Genomic DNA, 16,419 nt, shown 5'->3' on the forward strand with positions numbered 1-16,419 from the left:
CCTGGCCGGTCGCGGGCCGTTCCGCCCGATGATGACGGCACGTCAGGCAGGCCTGCGGAGACCGCGGTCCACGGGTCGCGGCGTCCTCCGGCCCGATGCGCCGTACGCCGGTCGGCCCGCACCCCGGCCCGGTTCTTCGCAGGCATCACCAGCGCATCGCCTTCACGTCCTCGCTGGTCAGCCGGACGGCGGCAGGCGCGACACCCTCTGCGACGACTGCGCCCCGGAGCGGTGGCGGGCCGGGGCACGGCCGGCCCGCGGGGGATGGGAAGTGCCCGCGAGCGGCCGCCGCTCCCCCGCCGTGTCACCGGGAGCTCCCACGCGGAGGTGAGCGGCGCCGAGGCGGCCGACGACCGATGCGTTTCGGCCAAGTTGGCTGCCGGGCAACCTCGTTGAGCCCCGGTCCGCCCGGCCTCCGGGCTCTGCCGCCTCCGATGTGGCGACTGTATGCTGTCCGCCTGTATACAACCGCCGACGGCCGGAGGAGACATGGCAGACCTGGACCCCGAGGTAGTGCTGGGCATGACGGCGCAGGCACCCGACGGCGTGGTCATCATCGATCGTGAAGGGCTCATCCGTTACTGGAACCACGGCGCCGAGCGGATCTTCGGGTTCTCCGCCGCCGAGGTCGACGGCCGCAGCCTGGACGTGATCATCCCGGAACGGCACCGGCAGCGGCACTGGGACGGCTTCGACAAGTCCATGGCGAGCGGCACCACCAAGTACGGGGACGACGACCTGCTGGCCGTCCCCGCCGTGGGCGCCGGCGGCCGCAAGCTGTCGATCGAGTTCAGCGTGGTGCTGCTGAACGACGCCGAGGGGCGCCCCGGTTACGTCGGCGCGGTCATCCGCGACGTCACCGAACGGCGCGCCCACGAGAAGGAGCTCTACCAGCAACTGGCGGCCGCCAAGGCCGAGGCCAGGACGGCTTGACGCCTCTGCCGCGAACGCGAAGCGGGGTCAGGGGTCACCGGGATCGCCGTGACGTCGGCGGTCGGGGGATCCTTCGTCTCCCCCGGATGCGGCCTTTCCCGCACGGTCCACGAAGACCGTGACCACCCGCTTCCGCGGTGTCGGCCTGACATCGAAGAGGGCCCGCCGGCGCTGATGCCGACGGGCCCTGCGGAGTGTGTTCCTACTGAGGGAGCCATTCGATCTCCCACTGGGAGGACTCCACGAACGACGCGAGCTCCGTCCTGTCCGCCACCCAGTAGTCTCCTCCGTCCGTCGGTGCGGACAGGTCGTTGATCAGGTGGATGTAGTACCCGCCGGTGACCCCGGAATCGTCCTGGAATTTCACGAAGTAACCCTCGTAGAACCCCGACAGAACGCGCCCGTATCGATCCGGTTCGACCTTGGTCATCACGGTTCGGCCGGGCGGACGTGGTTCTTGAGCCATGGCTTCCTGCCTCGCCGAAGATCTCGAAGTGGACGCGCGGATCACAGGGCCGGTGCCCTCCCGCCGGCGATGGGCGGTCGGCGGAATCCACGGAGGCCTGCACCGCCCTCCCATCGTATGGTCCAACCCCCGTCCCCACGGACGCCGTCACGCTCATCCTTCGGTGACCCGTCCGACGTCGGGCTGCGCGACCCCGGCCGGGTCGTGAGAGCCCACGGAACGCGAAAGCCCCCGTGCCGGGACGACACGGGGGCTTCGCCGTACGCGGGCGCGGGGCCCGCCGGTACGGCGGCACGGGCGCCCCGCGCGCACGGATCGCGCGGAGCACCCGTGGGACTGTCCGGGCCGGCGGCCGGGTCAGACGATGATCTGCTTCTCGCGCAGGGCCGCGATCTCGTTGCCGTCGTACCCGAGGTCCGCCAGGACCTCGCTGCCGTGCTCGCCCAGCAGCGGGGCGCCCTTGATCTCGGGCGTGAAGTTGGAGAACTTGATGGGGCTGCCGACCGTCAGGTAGGTGCCGCGGTTCTTCTGCTCGACCTCGACGATGGTGCCGCTGCGGCGCATGTCGGGGTCCTCGGCGAGCTCCTTCATGCTGAGCACGGGCGCGCAGGGCACCTCCCACTTGCGCAGGATGTCGACGGCCTCGTACTTGGTCTTGTCGGCCAGCCACTTCTCGATCTCGCCGAAGATCTCGAAGATGTGCGACTGCCGCGCCTTGGCGGAGGTGTACTCCGGGTCCTCGACCCACTCGGGGTGGCCGATGGCCTCGGCGGTGCGCTTCCAGTTCTGCTCCTGGATCGTGAAGTAGATGTAGGCGTTGGGGTCGGTCTCCCAGCCCTTGCACTTCAGGATCCAGCCCGGCTGGCCGCCGCCGCCGGCGTTGCCGCCGCGGGGCACCGCGTCGCCGAACTCGCCGTTCGGGTACTGCGGGTACTCCTCCAGGTAGCCGACCTTCTCCAGGCGCTGCTGGTCGCGGAGCTTGACGCGGGTCAGGTTGAGCACGGCGTCCTGCATGGACACCGAGACCTTCTGGCCCACACCGGTCGCGTTGCGGTGGATGATCGCCGTCAGGAGGCCGATCATCAGGTGCATGCCGGTGTTGCTGTCGCCGAGGGCGGAGCCGCTGATGGTCGGCGGGCCGTCCCAGAAGCCGGTGGTGGAGGCGGCACCGCCGGCGGCCTGGGCGACGTTCTCGTACACCTTGAGGTCGTTCCAGGACGACTCGGCGTTGAAGCCCTTGACCGAGCCGAAGATCAGGCGCGGGTTGAGCTCGTGGATGTGGTCCCAGCCCAGGCCCATGCGGTCCATGGCGCCGGGGGCGAAGTTCTCCACGAGGATGTCGGCCTCGCGGATCAGCTTCTCCATGACCTCCTTGCCCTCGGGGGTCTTGGTGTTGATCGCCAGCGAACGCTTGTTGCTGTTGAGCATCGTGAAGTACAGCGCGTCGAGGTCGGGGTCGTCACGGAGCTGGTTGCGGGTGACGTCGCCGCCCTGGGGACGCTCGACCTTGATGACGTCGGCGCCGAACCAGGCGAGCATCTGGGTGCACGCGGGACCGGCCTGGACCCCGGTGAAGTCGATCACCTTGATCCCGGCGAGCGGCTTTTCACTCATGGTGGCTTCCTTCTTGTCTGTTCGCGGTGCGCGGGTGTGCGGTGCTGGGGAACGCTGCTTCGGGGTACGGGGCTCCGCCGGGCGAAGCGGTCACTTCTTGGCCGGCACGATGTTGCCGACGGTGATCCCCTTGGGGTTGAGGTGCGCGATGTGGCCGCTCTCGGTACCCGCCGAGGGGTCGATCACGCAGTCGATGAGGGCGGGGCCGCCGGAGGCGAGCGCCTCGGTGAGAGCGGCGGTGACCTCGGCGGGGGTCGTCGCGCGGTAGCCCTTGCCGCCGAACGCCTCGAACATCACGTCGTGGCGCGCCGCGGACATGAGGGTGGTCGGCGACGGGGCGTCGTCGTAGGGGTTGACGTCGTCACCGCGGTAGACGCCGCCGTTGTTCATGATGACCGTGACGACCGGCAGCTTGTAGCGGCAGATCGTCTCGATCTCCATCCCGCTGAAGCCGAAGGCGCTGTCGCCCTCGACGGCCACGACCGGTGCCCCGCTCTCGACGGCGGCGGCGATCGCGTAGCCCATGCCGATGCCCATGACGCCCCAGGTGCCGCTGTCGATGCGGTGCCGCGGTACGTGCATGTCGATCACGTTGCGCGCGATGTCCAGCGCGTTGGCGCCCTCGTTGACGAGGTAGATCTCGGGGTTCTGGTGGATGACGTCGCGTACGGCCTTCAGTGCGCCCATGAACTGCATCGGGTGCGGGTCGGCCTTGAGGCGCTCGGCCATCTTGGCGACGTTCTGGGCCGAGCGGGCGCCCAGTTCCTCGCGCCAGGCGGTGGGCGCGGCGATCCGGCCCGGCTTCGACCGCTCGATGAGGGCCTCGACGACCGACTCGATGTCACCGACGAGCGGGGCGGCGATGGGCTGGTTGCTGTCCATCTCCTTCGCCTCGATGTCGATCTGGACGAACTTGGCGTCCGGGTTCCACTGCGGCGCCTCGCCGTGGCCCAGCAGCCAGTTGAGGCGGGCGCCGATCAGCATGACGACGTCGGCCTTCTTCAGCGCCAGCGAGCGGGCGGTGGCCGCGGACTGCGGGTGGTCGTCGGGCAGCAGGCCCTTCGCCATGGACATCGGCACGTAGGGGATGCCGGTGGACTCGACGAACTCGCGGATCTGCGCGTCGGCCTGGGCGTAGGCCGCGCCCTTGCCGAGGACGATCAGCGGCCGCTGCGCGCCGGCCAGCAGCTCGATCGCGCGGTCCACCGCCTCCGGGGCGGGCAGCTGGCGCGGCGCCGGGTCGACGAGACGGCTCAGCGTCTTCGCGCCCTCCTCCGCGTCCATGATGGAACCGAGCACCGCGGCGGGGATGTCGAGGTAGACACCGCCGGGGCGCCCGGAGACTGCGGTGCGCAGGGCGCGGGCGATGCCGCGGCCGATGTCCTCGACGCGGCTGATGCGGTAGGCGGCCTTGCAGAACGGCTGCGCGGCGGCGAGCTGGTCCATCTCCTCGTAGTCGCCCTGCTTGAGGTCGACGAGGTGGCGCTCGCTGGAGCCGGAGATCTGCACCATCGGGAAGCAGTTGGTCGTCGCGTTCGCGAGCGCCACGAGTCCGTTGAGGAAGCCGGGGGCCGACACCGTCAGGCAGATGCCGGCCTTCTTGGTGAGGTAGCCGGCCGCGGCCGCCGCGTGTCCGGCGTTGCTCTCGTGACGGAAGCCCACGTAGCGGATGCCCTGCGCCTGGGCGAGCCGTGCGAGGTCCGTGATCGGGATGCCGACCACCCCGTAGATGGTGTCGACGTCGTTCATCTTGAGCGCGTCGACGACCAGGTGGTACCCGTCGGTGAGCTCGGCCGGTGCGTCGGCGTTCGCCGCGGTCTCCAGTGGTGAGGGGGCGGTCATGGTCCGAGGTCCTCCTTGGGCAAGTCATGCGTGCGGCTGCTTCCCCCACCATCCGCAGCCCGCTCCGCCGCGTCCAAGACCTATCGGCGACCAGCCGATAAACGGCGTTTATCGACGCACGCCACAGGGGCGTTGAGGTGGGTTGATAGACCTCCGCTATCGACCGTTCGGCAGCGCGTATTGGACGGCTGCTCGGCGCCCCGCGCAGTCTCGCTGGGGACGGTTCATCAGACATTCCCGGCGCGAGGAGGTGCGGCCATGGCCGTTCCGGCCGCAGCATCCGTGCGCGACCCCGACCGCTACCGGCCGCCGGCGGTGACGGGCCTGACCGATCTGCTGGACCGGCCTGCTCGCGGGCGCCCGCAGGCACCCGCGCTGATCGCGGGCGCCGACCGCGCGGAGGTCTCCTACCGGGCCCTGGACGAGCTGGCCGACGCGGTGGCGGCGCGGCTGACCGCCGCGGGGCTGCGCCCCGGGGACCCGGTGGGCCTCGTCAGCGCCAACACCGTGGAGTTCGTCGCGGCGTTGCTGGGCGGGGCGCGGGCCGGGCTGGTGGTCGCCCCCGTGGACCCCGCGCTGCCCGGGCCGCGGATGACGGCCCGGCTGGAGGCGCTGGGGGTGCGGGCCGTCCTGCTGGGCCCGGTCGCGGGCGGCGCCCCCGCGGCGGCCGTGGGGCCCTCCGTCCCCGCCTGGACGCTGCGGGTGGACCTCTCCCCCGCCGGGACGGCGACCGCGGTGCTGGACACACGCCCGGGTACGGGTACGGGCGCACCGGCCGCCGCGCGGGGCGCGGCCGGTGAACTCGTCGCGCAGGACGCCCTGGTGCTGTTCACGGCGGGCACCACCGAGGCGAAGATGGTCCCGCTGACGCACGGCGCGGTGGCCGCCTCGGTGCACGGCGTGTGCGCCACGTACGAGCTGGGTCCGGGCGACGCGACCGTCGCGGCGATGCCGTTCTTCCACGGTCACGGGCTGTTCGCCGCCCTGCTGTCCACCCTGGCGAGCGGGGGCTGCGTGCTGCTGCCGGCGCACGGACGGTTCTCGGCGCACACCTTCTGGGACGACATGCGGGCGGCCGGCGCCACGTGGTTCACCGCGGTGCCCACCATCCACGAGATCCTGCTGGAGCGGGCCGCGACGGACCTCCCGGGCCCCCAGACCCCGCCGCTGAGGTTCCTGCGCAGTTCCAGCGCGCCCCTCAACACGGCCACCCAGCGGGCGCTGGAACGCACCCTGGGCGCGCCCCTGCTGTCGGCGTACGGGATGACCGAGACGGCGCACCAGGCGACGAGCGAGCCGCTGCCGCAGCACGGGTCGCTGAAGCACGGTTCCGTCGGCCGGCCGGTGGGAATCGAGCTGCGGGTCCTGGACCCGGACGGGAAGCCGTGCCCGCCCGGCGGCGAGGGCGAGGTGTGGGTGCACGGGCCGACGGTGGCTCGCGGCTACCTCGGCAATCCGGCGGAGACCGCGCACGGCTTCGCGGACGGCTGGTTCCGCACCGGCGACCTCGGTTCGCTCGACGAGGACGGCCACCTGTTCCTGACCGGGCGGCTGAAGAACCTCATCATCCGCGGCGGCGAGAAGGTCTCGCCCGAGCACGTCGAGGACGTCCTCGCCGGGTGCCCGGGGGTGGCCGAGGCCGCGGTGTTCGCCGTGCCCGACGCGACGTACGGGCAGCGGGTCGGCGCGGCCGTGGTCCTGTCCGGTGCGGAGGCGCCGGGGTCCGAGGTGCCCGGGCCCGAGGAGGTGCGGCGGTACTGCCGCGGCCGCCTGGCCCCCTTCGAGGTCCCCGACCGGATCCGGGTCGTCGCCTCGCTCCCGCACACGGCGAAGGGAGGGCTGGACCGGGCGGCGGTGGACCTGCTCTACGCACAGGACCCCGGATGGCCGGGGCTCATCTGACGCGGTGCTCGGCCGGCAGCGGCTGGTCGAAGAACTCGTCCAGCGACAGGCCGGCCGCGGCGTTCATGAACGCCCGCGCCGCGACCGAGCCCGGGGTGGCCGCGTGGATGGCGACGGAGACCTTGGCCCTGGCGTCCGGCTCGACCAGGCGCACGGCCCGCATCCTGCCGAGCGGCGGCATCGCCCGCAGCCAGGTGTGCGGGACGATGCTCGCGCACGCGCCGGCGCCCACGCTGGCGTAGAGGGCGGCCACCGAGTCCGTCTCGACCTGCGGGGTCACCACGACCCCGCTCTCGGCGAAGGCGTCGTCGATGACCTGGCGGATCCTCATGTCGGGGGTCAGCAGCGCGAGCGGCATCGTGGCCGCGTCCGCCCACTTCATGGTGTCGGTGTGCGGCAGCAGCTGGTCGCTGGAGGCGAGGAGCATGTACCGCTCCTCGTACAGCGGCATCATCTGCAGGTTCTCGCGGTCGTGCGGGGCGAAGTGGGCGATCGCGGCGTCCAGTTCGAACGCGAGCAGCTGGCGGTGGAGTTCGGTCGTCGACAGCCGGGAGCGGACCTGGACCTTGGCCAGCGGGTGGGCCGCGCAGAAGGCGGCGACGGGGAGGACCAGGGTGGTGGACGCGGTGGGTTCGGTGCCCAGCCGCAGGGTGCCGGTGATGCCCGACTGGACGGCGGCCACCTCGGCCTTGAAGGCCTCCTGCTCGGCGAGGATCCGCTTGGCCCACACCACCAGCCGTTCGCCCTCGGGGGTCAGGCCCTGGTAGTTGTGGCCGCGGTTGATCAGCGTGACGTTCAGCTCCCGTTCGAGCTTGGCTATCGCCGCCGACAGCGCGGGCTGCGACACGTAGCAGGACTCCGCCGCCCGGGCGAAGTGCCGCTCCCTGGCGACCGCCACGAAGTACTCCAGCTGACGGAACAGCATGAACGACTCCTCTCTGCCTGGGGCCGCGGCCCTGCCGGCACTTCCCGCTGGAGTCGCAACGCCGTCGGTGCCGGCGGACCGACGCTCCCGGGGCGGCGGACGTCCCCGGGCGGCCGGCGGCGGACGAGCTGTTTGCGGTGTGACCTGGCAAAGCCTACCGAGCCGGATCGCGGCCCTCGTTCGTGCCCGCGAACCGGTGCGGGCCCCCGCCCGGGGCCCGGTTCCGTCGCCGCTGCGACGGGACCGGGCTCCGGGGGTACGGCCGCGGTCAGTCCGGCGGTGGGCCGGCGTTCCGCGGGTCGGCTGTGTACGGGATCGGATGTGCGGGACGGGAGGGACACGGGATCGGGATCGGGTGCGGGGGACGGCCTGGGGCCGCGGACGGCGGGACGGTCGGGCGGCGCGGAAGGCCGGGGTCAGGCGGCGGGGGCCGGATCCGGCGCGGTGGCGCCGTTCTCCTGCCCCGCGATGACGCCGCGCGCCAGCAGGTCGGTGGCGGCGTGGACGGCCCGCAGGTTGGGGGCGTCCGCGCCGGAGATGTCGGCCATCTCCACGACGGCCGTGACGATGGCGTCGAGTTCGAGCTGCTTGCCGGCCTCGAGGTCCTGGAGCATCGAGGTCTTGTGGTGTCCCACCCCCTCGGCGCCCCGAAGCCGCTTCTCGATCGAGATGTCGGGGGTGCTGCCGACCCTGGCCGCGATGTCGAGGGTCTCCTCCATGAGCTGGGTGACCAGCCGCCTGGTGTGCGGGTGCTTGCAGATGTCGACCATGGTGGCCCTGGTGAGGGCGCTGATCGGGTTGAAGGCGACGTTGCCCATCAGCTTGATCCAGATGTCGTCGCGCAGGTTCGGCTCCACCGGGCACTTGAGGCCGCCGGCGATCATGGCCTCGCTCAGTTGCGTGCACCGGTCGGAGACGCCGCCGCCCGGCTCGCCGATGGAGAACCGGGTGCCCTCAAGGTGCCGGATGACACCGGGGGACTCGATGACCGTCGCGGGGTAGACGACGCAGCCGATGGCGCGCTCCGGCGCCAGGACCTCGCTGGTGGCGCCGCCGGGGTCGACCGCCTCGATCCGCCGCCCCTCGTAGGGGCCGGCCAGCTTGTGGAAGTACCACCAGGGGATGCCGTTCTGACCGGCCACCACCGCGGTGTCGTCGCCGAGCAGCGGGGAGATCAGCGGTCCCGAGCTGGCGTAGGAGTGTGCCTTGAGGCCCAGGAAGACGTAGTCGACGGGGCCTATCTCCTCAGGGTCGTCCGTGGCGTGGGGCTTGGCCACGAAGTCACCGCGCGGGCTGTTCACCCGGACTCCGTGGGCGCGTATCGCCTGAAGATGCTCACCCCGGGCGATCAGGTGGACGTCGGCGCCACCACGGTGCAGTGCCGCGCCCACGTAAGCGCCGATCGCACCGGCTCCGAGGACTGCGATTTTCACGGCGACTCCTCTCCATTCGAAGGGGGAGTGAATACTGTATGCAGTACCCTCTGGGGATGTACAGTCCCCTCACGGGAAGTCGCGCTCTCGGAACCGGACAGCACCCCGGCCGGCACCGCGGCGGAGGTCTCCGGCGTCTCCCCCGGCCATGAACCGGGTCACACAGGCCCCGGACAGGTTGATCGAGCACGAAGCAGGGGAACGCTTCGCCGCACACGCGGTCCCGGGCCCGCACGGCCGTACCAGGAGGCCGGGGAACACGCACTGCGGACGACGGCCCGGCCGGGCAGCCGAAGGCGTCGGCCGGTAGCGACGGAAAAGGAGAGCGATGTCGGATTCACCCCCTCAGCAGATCGGTGTCGTCACGGAGTCCACCGCCGGGGAGACGCGGGTGGCGGCCACGCCGGACAGCGTCCGCCGGCTCCTCGGCCTCGGTTACGAGGTCGTCGTGGAGTCGGAGGCCGGAGCCGCCTCCGGCTTCCCCGACGAGGCCTACGTGGACGCGGGCGCGCGGATCGGCGACGCCTGGCAGGCGGACGTGGTCCTCAAGGTCAACGCCCCCTCGCACGAGGAGATCGAGAAGCTACGTGAAGGAGCGACCCTCATCGGGCTCATCGCTCCGGCCCACAGCCCCGACCTCGTCGAGGAACTGGCGGCACGGCCGATCACCGTCCTGGCGCTGGACGCCGTCCCGCGCATCTCCCGGGCCCAGTCGATGGACGTGCTCAGCTCGATGGCGAACATCGCCGGGTACCGGGCGGTGATCGAGGCGGCCCATGTCTTCGGGCGCTTCTTCACCGGACAGGTCACCGCGGCGGGCAAGGTGCCCCCGGCCAAGGTCCTGGTGGCCGGCGCGGGCGTGGCGGGACTCGCCGCGATCGGCGCGGCCGGCAGCCTCGGCGCGGTGGTCCGGGCCACCGACCCGCGGGCCGAGGTCGCCGACCAGGTCCGTTCCCTGGGCGGGGAGTTCCTCGCCGTCGAGGTGGACCAGGAGGCGAGCAGCGACGGCTACGCCCGGGCGACCTCCGAGGAGTACGACCGGCGTGCCGCCGAGATCTACAGCGAGCAGGCGGCGGACGTCGACATCGTCATCACCACCGCGCTGATCCCCGGCCGCCCGGCCCCCCGGCTGATCACGGCGGCCGACGTGGCGTCGATGAAGCCCGGCAGCGTCATCGTCGACATGGCCGCCGCGCAGGGCGGCAACGTCGAGGGCACGGTCAGCGGGAAGGCGATCGTCACCGACAACGACGTGACGATCATCGGCTACACCGACCTGGCGGGCCGGCTGCCCGCCCAGGCCTCCCAGTTGTACGGGACCAACCTCTTCAACCTGCTCAAGCTGCTGACGCCGGGCAAGGACGGGCGGCTGACGCTCGACTTCGACGACGTCGTGCAGCGGACCGTCACGGTGGTGCGGGAGGGCGAGAAGACCTGGCCGCCACCGCCCGTCCAGGTGTCGGCGGCACCCGCCGGGCAGACCCCGGCGCCGACGGCCGCGGCCGCCGCGCAGCAGCCGAAGGACCCGCGCCTGTCGCCGGCCGCGCGCTACGGACTCGTCGGCCTCTGCATGCTCGCGATGTTCGTCCTCGTCGCCTTCTCCCCGGCTCAGCTCATCGGCAACTTCACGGTGTTCGCGCTGGCCGTCGTCATCGGTTACTACGTGATCGGAAAGGTCCACCACGCCCTGCACACCCCGCTGATGTCGGTCACCAACGCCATCTCGGGGATCGTGGTGATCGGAGCACTGCTGCAGATAGGCCACGCCGGACCGGCCGTCACCGTGATGTCGGTCGTGGCGATCATGTTGACCACCGTGAACATCTTCGGCGGATTCGCCGTCACCCGCCGCATGCTCGCCATGTTCTCGAAGGGCTGAGGATCGATGAACGCAACCACGGCCGCACAGGCCGCCGACATCGTCGCCGCGCTGCTGTTCATCTTCAGCCTGGCCGGACTCTCTCAACACCGCACCTCCCGCGCCGGAGTGGCGTACGGCATCGGCGGCATGGCGCTGGCGCTGGTCGCCACCGTCGTCGCCGCGGCGCAGAGCATCCCGGGATACGCCGTCGTGCTGATCGTGGCGGCCACGGCCGTCGGCGGCGCCGTCGGCCTGTGGCGGGCGCGCCGGGTCGAGATGACCCAGATGCCCGAACTCATCGCCGTCCTGCACAGCCTGGTGGGCCTCGCCGCCGTGCTGGTCGGCTGGAACAGCTACTACGAGGTGGAGGCGCACGGCGCGGCGCAGACCCGGGTCGCCGGCGACCTGCTCGCCATCCACCACGCCGAGGTGTTCATCGGCATCTTCATCGGCGCGGTCACCTTCACCGGTTCCGTCGTCGCCTTCCTGAAGCTGTCGGCGCGCATCAAGTCCCGTCCGCTGACGCTGCCCGGGAAGAACGCCCTCAACCTGGGGGCACTGGCCGCCTTCGTGGCCCTGACCGTGTGGTTCACGGTGACCCCGAACCTGGGCCTGATGATCGCCGTCACCGCCTTGGCGCTCGCGCTCGGCTGGCACCTGGTCGTCTCGATCGGCGGCGGTGACATGCCGGTCGTCGTGTCGATGCTCAACAGCTACTCGGGCTGGGCCGCGGCCGCGGCGGGCTTCCTGCTCAACAACAACCTGCTGATCGTCACCGGCGCGCTGGTCGGCTCCTCCGGCGCCTACCTGTCGTACATCATGTGCAAGGCGATGAACCGCTCCTTCCTCTCGGTGATCGCCGGCGGCTTCGGCGCCCCGGCGGCGACGGGCGGCGACGAGGAGCAGGGCGAGCACCGCGAGACCTCCGCGGAGGAGACGGCCGAACTCCTGGAGAACGCCACCTCGGTGATCATCACCCCCGGCTACGGCATGGCGGTGGCCCAGGCCCAGCATCCGGTGGCGGAGCTGACCCAGGCCCTGCGGCAGCGCGGGGTGCAGGTGCGCTTCGGCGTCCACCCGGTGGCCGGCCGGCTGCCGGGGCACATGAACGTGCTGCTCGCCGAGGCCAGGGTGCCGTACGACGTCGTGCTCGAGATGGACGAGATCAACGACGACTTCGGCGACACCACGGTGGTGCTGGTCATCGGGGCCAACGACACCGTCAACCCGGCCGCGGAGGAGGACCCGTCGAGCCCGATCGCCGGCATGCCGGTGCTGCGGGTGTGGGAGGCGGAGAACGTCGTCGTCTTCAAGCGGTCCATGTCCTCGGGGTACGCGGGGGTGCAGAACCCGCTGTTCTTCCGCGAGAACAGCCGCATGCTCTTCGGCGACGCCAAGGAGAGCGTGGACGCCATCCTGCGGTCGCTCGGCACACCGGAGTCCGGTTCGACTGCGGCACGAGGGCTGCGCACCGACCAGCAGCCCGCGCCTGCCTGACGGGCACTCCACCCGCGGCGGTGGGGCGGGGGAAGCACGGCTTCCCCCGCCCCTTCCGCTCTGCGCCGGTGCCCGCGCGGTCGGTCTCCGCTCGCCGACTGCCAATTTCCGACAAAGCCTTGTTCAACCCTGCTCCTGAATTGCATACCAAAATCTGTATTCTTGGCACTGTGCAAAGAACTCAGCCGACAGGGGGGCTCATGCGCGAGACACGTACCGCGGCCGCCGTCGTCCGGGTCACCCGGCCGGCACCACTGCGCCAGGCCGTCTACGAGGCCCTGATCGACCTGATCGTCAACGGCACCCTCAGACCGGGGCAGCACCTGGTCGAGGCCGAACTCGCCGACCACCTCGGCGTCAGCCGCCAGCCGGTGCGCGAGGCCCTGCAGCGCCTGCAGACCGACGGCTGGGTCGACCTGCGCCCCGCGCAGGGCGCCTTCGTCCACTCCCCCACGCAGGAGGAGGCCACCCAACTGCTCAGCGTCCGCGCCGTGCTGGAGACCCACTCCGCGTACGGCGCCGCGCTGCACGCCACGGACGGGGACGTCACCCGGCTCTGGGACCTGCAGGACGCCGGCATCGCCGCCCTGGCGGCGGACGACGCCCGCGGCATCGTCGAGGCCAACGCCGCGCTGCACGGGTTCATCACCGAGCTGTCCCGCAACCGGGTCCTCGCCGAACTGATCCTGCAGGTCGACCGGCGGGTGCGCTGGTACTACATGCCCATCGCCCGGCCCCGCGGCCGGGACGCCTGGAACGAGCACGCCACCATCATCGAGGCCATCGCCCTGGGTGACGCGGACCGCGCCGAGGAACTGATGCGCCGCCACACCCGCAACACCACCGACTTCTACTGCCGGCAGATCGCCGCCGCCGTGGACGCCGGGCGCGCCTGAGGGCCACCGGGCCCCGGGAACGCCGGACGGCCCGGGGGCAGGGGGGGGCACCCGGGCCGTCGTCGAGGGGGAGGAACAGTCGGCGGGAGGAACGTCGTGCGGGGGAGGAAGCGGCGGTGGAGGGGCGGGCGGGGCCGGGCGGAGCAGGGGGCGCACCCCACCGCTCGGCCCCGCCTCCGTGTCGCGGGCACCCGGTCCGGAACTGCCGCCGCCCCGGTCCGGGCCCTTGCGCCCGCGCACGTTGGAGGGGGGCTCCTGACGGAGCCCCGGTACCGCAGCCGTCAGGTGGTGGCCTCGGCGGGAGAGGGGGTACGGCTGTCCACCTCGGCCACCGGGCTCCCTTCGCCGCTCCGGCGCGGGGCGCCGGGCTGCCGCAGGAACACCGTGATCAGCGCGGAGAGGAAGGCGATGCCCCCGGCCAGGTAGTAGGCGCCGGAGTAGCCCCAGGCGGCGACCACACTGGCGGCCACACCGCCGCCGCCGACACCGCCGACCAGCTTGGCGCTGTAGACCAGCCCGTAGTTCGACGCGTTGTTGTTCTCACCGAAGTAGTCCGGCGTGAGCGAGGCGAACAGCGGGTAGAACGCCCCGCCGCCGAAGCCGTTGAGGAACGCGAAGAACAGGAACAGGGGTTCGTTGTGCGCCTGGCCCGACCACAGCACACCGAACTGCGCCAGTCCCGCCACCACCAGGACCAGGCCCAGTGTCTGACGCCGGCCCAGGTAGTCCGAGAGCCAGCCCACGATGGCCCGGCCGACGCCGTTGACCACGGCGAGCACGCCCGCCGAGGAGGCCGCGACCAGCGGGCCGAAGCCCAGGCTCTTGGCGAACGGCACCTGGAAGTTGATGCCGAACAGCGACACACCTCCGATGCAGACCAGCGCGAACCACATCAGCGGCAGCTGCCCGGTCCTGATCGCCTCCATCGGGGTGAACTGGCCCTTGGCCGGCGGGTTCTTGGCCAGTCGCTTGGCCACCCGCTTCGCGTCCTCGGTCACGCCCCGGTTCAGCGGGTCGACGTCGTGCGGCCACCAGCTCTTCGGCGGGTCGCGGAAGAACATGCCGCAGAAGGCGACGACCAGCACCATGCCCAACGCGATCAGGTCGAGGACCATCTTGTAGTTGGACGGGTGGAACCAGTAGTTGAAGACGAAGATGAGCGGCAGGGTTCCGTAGGCGAAACCGCCGTTCACGAACCCTGTGCGGGCGCCCTTGTTGTCGGGGTACCACTTGCCGACCATGTTGATGCAGGTCGCGTACACCAGGCCGGCGCCCGTGCCGCCCAGCACCGAGTAACCGGCGATCACCACATAGGGGTTGCTCAGGTGCGAGAGTGCCAGGAAGCCGAGTCCGGAGAAGGCCGCTCCGGCGAGCATGGCCGTCTTGGCCGGCAGGACCCCGGTCTCCCGCAGCCGTCCCGCGGGGAACGCGACGCCCGCCTGGAAGACCGCCCAGATGCTGGCGATCCAGAACGTCTCGGTCAGGGTCCATCCGTGGGCGTGCTCCAGCACCGCCTCCGCGGAGCTGTAGCCGTACTCGTAGACGCTGACGCCCATCATCGCGATCCAGGGGAGCCAGACCATCCAGGCCCGGGGCCTCCCCAGGAGGGAGCGGTCGGTCTCCCCGACCCGGTAGACGCGGCCGTTCGCGTCGCTGACCTCCCGGTACTGCCCGGGAACCACGTGCGGTGTTACTGACATCGGTGCCTTCCCTTGCGTGAAAAGAACCTGGCGTGCGCCCCCTGGGCCCTTCTCTTCATGCGGAGGGGTGGAGCGGACCATCCCTGCGGCTCGGCCCGGCATCGCCGGGCCCGGTGGTACGTCGTCCGGGCAACTGAGGTCCAGGGCGGCAACCCGGACGTGACAGCGCGCAGGCGGGTGACACGGTGGAACGACGTGGTACGACCCCGGGGCACGGCAAAGCAGCCGTGCTCAGGGGGTGTGGAGAGGAACATTCAGCTGGTCAGCGCGATTCTCCATACTGGAGATTGCATACGGTATGGACCGTCGAATCGGGGTGTCCAGGGGATGACGGGAAGATTGACCAGTGCATTACCAACCGGTGGGGCCCGCTCCGCGCCCGTCCGGACGGCCGACTCCAGCCACTGCAGGGCGCGTTGTCCCTGGTCGGAGAGGTAACCCCGGCTGACCGCCGAATGGTTGCCTGCGGCACCTGATGTGTCCGCACCGCCGGACGCGCGAGGCGCGGGTAAAGGGCGGGCAAGGAAGACCACGAGAGCGCAAAATCCGGTGCCGGGCGTCCCGGGGCGGGCCTGCCGCCCCGGGACCGGAACCGCTACGCGCTCAGGCGGCCGAACTTCCGTACCGCCAGCGGCAGGAAGACCGCCAGCAGGGCCAAAGGCCAGGTCACGGCGGCCCAGACGTGACCGGGTTCGCCACCGGGGCCGCCGAACAGCTCGCGTACCGCCGTCGCGGTGTGGGACATCGGGTTCCACTGGACCGCGGTGCCCAGCCAGCCGGGCATGGAGCCGGGGGCCGCGAAGGCGTTGGAGAGGAAGCCGACCGGCCAGACCAGGATCTGCACGGCGACCACCAACTCCGGCTTCCCCGCCACCAGCGCCAGGTGGATGCCGATCCACAGCATCGCGAAGCGGAACAGCAGCAGGAGGCCGACGGCGCCGAGGAAGCCGGCGGCACCGCCGTGCGTGCGCCAGCCGAGCGCGTGCGCGACGCCGATCAGGACGGCCAGCCCGGCGGCCGACTGGAGCATGTCCGCGGCGGAACGGCCCACCAGGACGGCGCCGTTGGTCATCGGCATCGCACGGAAGCGGTCGATCACGCCCTTGTTGAGGTCCTGGGTGACGGCGAGCATCGTGCCCTCCAGGCCGAAGGCCATGGTGAGCGCGAGCATGCCGGGGACGAGGTAGCCGAGGTAGTCGCCCGTCACCCCGCGGCCGCCGCCCACGAGGTAGCCGAACATCAGCAGCAGCATCACCGGGAAGACGAGGCCGACCACCACCTGGACCGGCTGCCGGGCCCAGTGGGCGAGTTCGCGCCGGGTCATCGTCCAGCAGTCGGCGAGGACGTACG

Annotated in this window: 12 protein-coding genes; 5 read left to right on the top strand and 7 right to left on the bottom strand. The window is 71.4% G+C overall.

Annotated elements, in window-relative coordinates; all coding sequences use genetic code 11:
- The first annotated feature begins 489 nt into the window (after positions 1–489).
- Positions 490–933, top strand: coding sequence for a PAS domain S-box protein (locus ACZ7MY_RS40380; protein ID WP_499610683.1), 444 nt, complete (start codon positions 490–492; stop codon positions 931–933).
- Between the two features lie 202 nt (positions 934–1,135).
- Here the strand turns inward: ACZ7MY_RS40380 and ACZ7MY_RS40385 are convergent, their stop codons facing one another.
- The 3 genes from ACZ7MY_RS40385 to oxc form a co-directional block, all read right to left on the bottom strand.
- Entirely contained in the window at positions 1,136–1,300 is a 165-nt protein-coding gene (locus tag ACZ7MY_RS40385; RefSeq protein WP_499610685.1) for a hypothetical protein, read from the bottom strand.
- A 456-nt stretch (positions 1,301–1,756) separates the two neighbouring features.
- On the bottom strand, positions 1,757–3,013 hold the full coding sequence (gene frc, locus ACZ7MY_RS40390) for a formyl-CoA transferase (protein WP_499610686.1): 1,257 nt from the start codon (positions 3,011–3,013) through the stop codon (positions 1,757–1,759).
- A gap of 90 nt (positions 3,014–3,103) precedes the next feature.
- Positions 3,104–4,855, bottom strand: a complete 1,752-nt coding sequence (gene oxc, locus ACZ7MY_RS40395) for an oxalyl-CoA decarboxylase (RefSeq protein ID WP_499610687.1) — start codon at positions 4,853–4,855, stop codon at positions 3,104–3,106.
- A 258-nt stretch (positions 4,856–5,113) separates the two neighbouring features.
- Between oxc and ACZ7MY_RS40400 the strand changes: the two genes are divergently transcribed.
- On the top strand, positions 5,114–6,757 hold the full coding sequence (locus ACZ7MY_RS40400; RefSeq protein ID WP_499610689.1) for a FadD7 family fatty acid--CoA ligase: 1,644 nt from the start codon (positions 5,114–5,116) through the stop codon (positions 6,755–6,757).
- On the opposite strand, the gene ACZ7MY_RS40405 is transcribed toward ACZ7MY_RS40400, so the two are convergent.
- Together ACZ7MY_RS40405 and ACZ7MY_RS40410 are read right to left on the bottom strand one after the other, a co-directional pair.
- On the bottom strand, positions 6,750–7,682 hold the full coding sequence (locus ACZ7MY_RS40405; protein ID WP_499610691.1) for a LysR family transcriptional regulator: 933 nt from the start codon (positions 7,680–7,682) through the stop codon (positions 6,750–6,752). The genes ACZ7MY_RS40400 and ACZ7MY_RS40405 overlap by 8 nt on opposite strands.
- A gap of 416 nt (positions 7,683–8,098) precedes the next feature.
- Positions 8,099–9,115: a 2-dehydropantoate 2-reductase gene (locus ACZ7MY_RS40410; protein ID WP_499610693.1), complete on the bottom strand. Its 1,017-nt coding sequence runs from the start codon at positions 9,113–9,115 to the stop codon at positions 8,099–8,101.
- Positions 9,116–9,443: 328 nt separating this feature from the next.
- Between ACZ7MY_RS40410 and ACZ7MY_RS40415 the strand changes: the two genes are divergently transcribed.
- From ACZ7MY_RS40415 to ACZ7MY_RS40425, 3 genes are all read left to right on the top strand, one after another.
- Positions 9,444–10,994, top strand: a complete 1,551-nt coding sequence (locus ACZ7MY_RS40415) for a Re/Si-specific NAD(P)(+) transhydrogenase subunit alpha (protein WP_499610695.1) — start codon at positions 9,444–9,446, stop codon at positions 10,992–10,994.
- Positions 10,995–11,000: 6 nt separating this feature from the next.
- Positions 11,001–12,473 carry a Re/Si-specific NAD(P)(+) transhydrogenase subunit beta gene (pntB, locus tag ACZ7MY_RS40420; RefSeq protein WP_499610697.1) on the top strand — a complete coding sequence of 491 codons (1,473 nt, stop codon included), beginning with the start codon at positions 11,001–11,003 and terminating at the stop codon, positions 12,471–12,473.
- A gap of 200 nt (positions 12,474–12,673) precedes the next feature.
- On the top strand, positions 12,674–13,369 hold the full coding sequence (locus ACZ7MY_RS40425) for a GntR family transcriptional regulator (protein WP_499610699.1): 696 nt from the start codon (positions 12,674–12,676) through the stop codon (positions 13,367–13,369).
- A gap of 281 nt (positions 13,370–13,650) precedes the next feature.
- Here ACZ7MY_RS40425 and ACZ7MY_RS40430 read toward each other — a convergent pair whose 3' ends face one another.
- Both ACZ7MY_RS40430 and ACZ7MY_RS40435 read right to left on the bottom strand, forming a co-directional pair.
- Complete coding sequence (locus ACZ7MY_RS40430; protein WP_499610701.1) at positions 13,651–15,069, bottom strand: OFA family MFS transporter; 1,419 nt, start codon at positions 15,067–15,069, stop codon at positions 13,651–13,653.
- 595 nt (positions 15,070–15,664) lie between these two features.
- On the bottom strand, positions 15,665–16,393 hold the full coding sequence (locus tag ACZ7MY_RS40435; protein ID WP_499610739.1) for an ABC transporter permease: 729 nt from the start codon (positions 16,391–16,393) through the stop codon (positions 15,665–15,667).
- Positions 16,394–16,419: the final 26 nt, after the last annotated feature.

It is taken from the genome of Streptomyces sp. NPDC111520 (genome assembly GCF_055635295.1).

Bases quoted from the DNA above. Each gene is read 5' to 3' on its own strand.
- ACZ7MY_RS40380 (WP_499610683.1), top strand. From the start codon at position 490: ATGGCAGACCTGGACCCCGAGGTAGTGCTGGGCATGACGGCGCAGGCA.
- frc (WP_499610686.1), bottom strand. From the start codon at position 3,013: ATGAGTGAAAAGCCGCTCGCCGGGATCAAGGTGATCGACTTCACCGGG.
- oxc (WP_499610687.1), bottom strand. From the start codon at position 4,855: ATGACCGCCCCCTCACCACTGGAGACCGCGGCGAACGCCGACGCACCG.
- ACZ7MY_RS40400 (WP_499610689.1), top strand. From the start codon at position 5,114: ATGGCCGTTCCGGCCGCAGCATCCGTGCGCGACCCCGACCGCTACCGG.
- ACZ7MY_RS40405 (WP_499610691.1), bottom strand. From the start codon at position 7,682: ATGCTGTTCCGTCAGCTGGAGTACTTCGTGGCGGTCGCCAGGGAGCGG.
- ACZ7MY_RS40415 (WP_499610695.1), top strand. From the start codon at position 9,444: ATGTCGGATTCACCCCCTCAGCAGATCGGTGTCGTCACGGAGTCCACC.
- pntB (WP_499610697.1), top strand. From the start codon at position 11,001: ATGAACGCAACCACGGCCGCACAGGCCGCCGACATCGTCGCCGCGCTG.
- ACZ7MY_RS40425 (WP_499610699.1), top strand. From the start codon at position 12,674: ATGCGCGAGACACGTACCGCGGCCGCCGTCGTCCGGGTCACCCGGCCG.
- ACZ7MY_RS40430 (WP_499610701.1), bottom strand. From the start codon at position 15,069: ATGTCAGTAACACCGCACGTGGTTCCCGGGCAGTACCGGGAGGTCAGC.
- ACZ7MY_RS40435 (WP_499610739.1), bottom strand. From the start codon at position 16,393: ATGACCCGGCGCGAACTCGCCCACTGGGCCCGGCAGCCGGTCCAGGTG.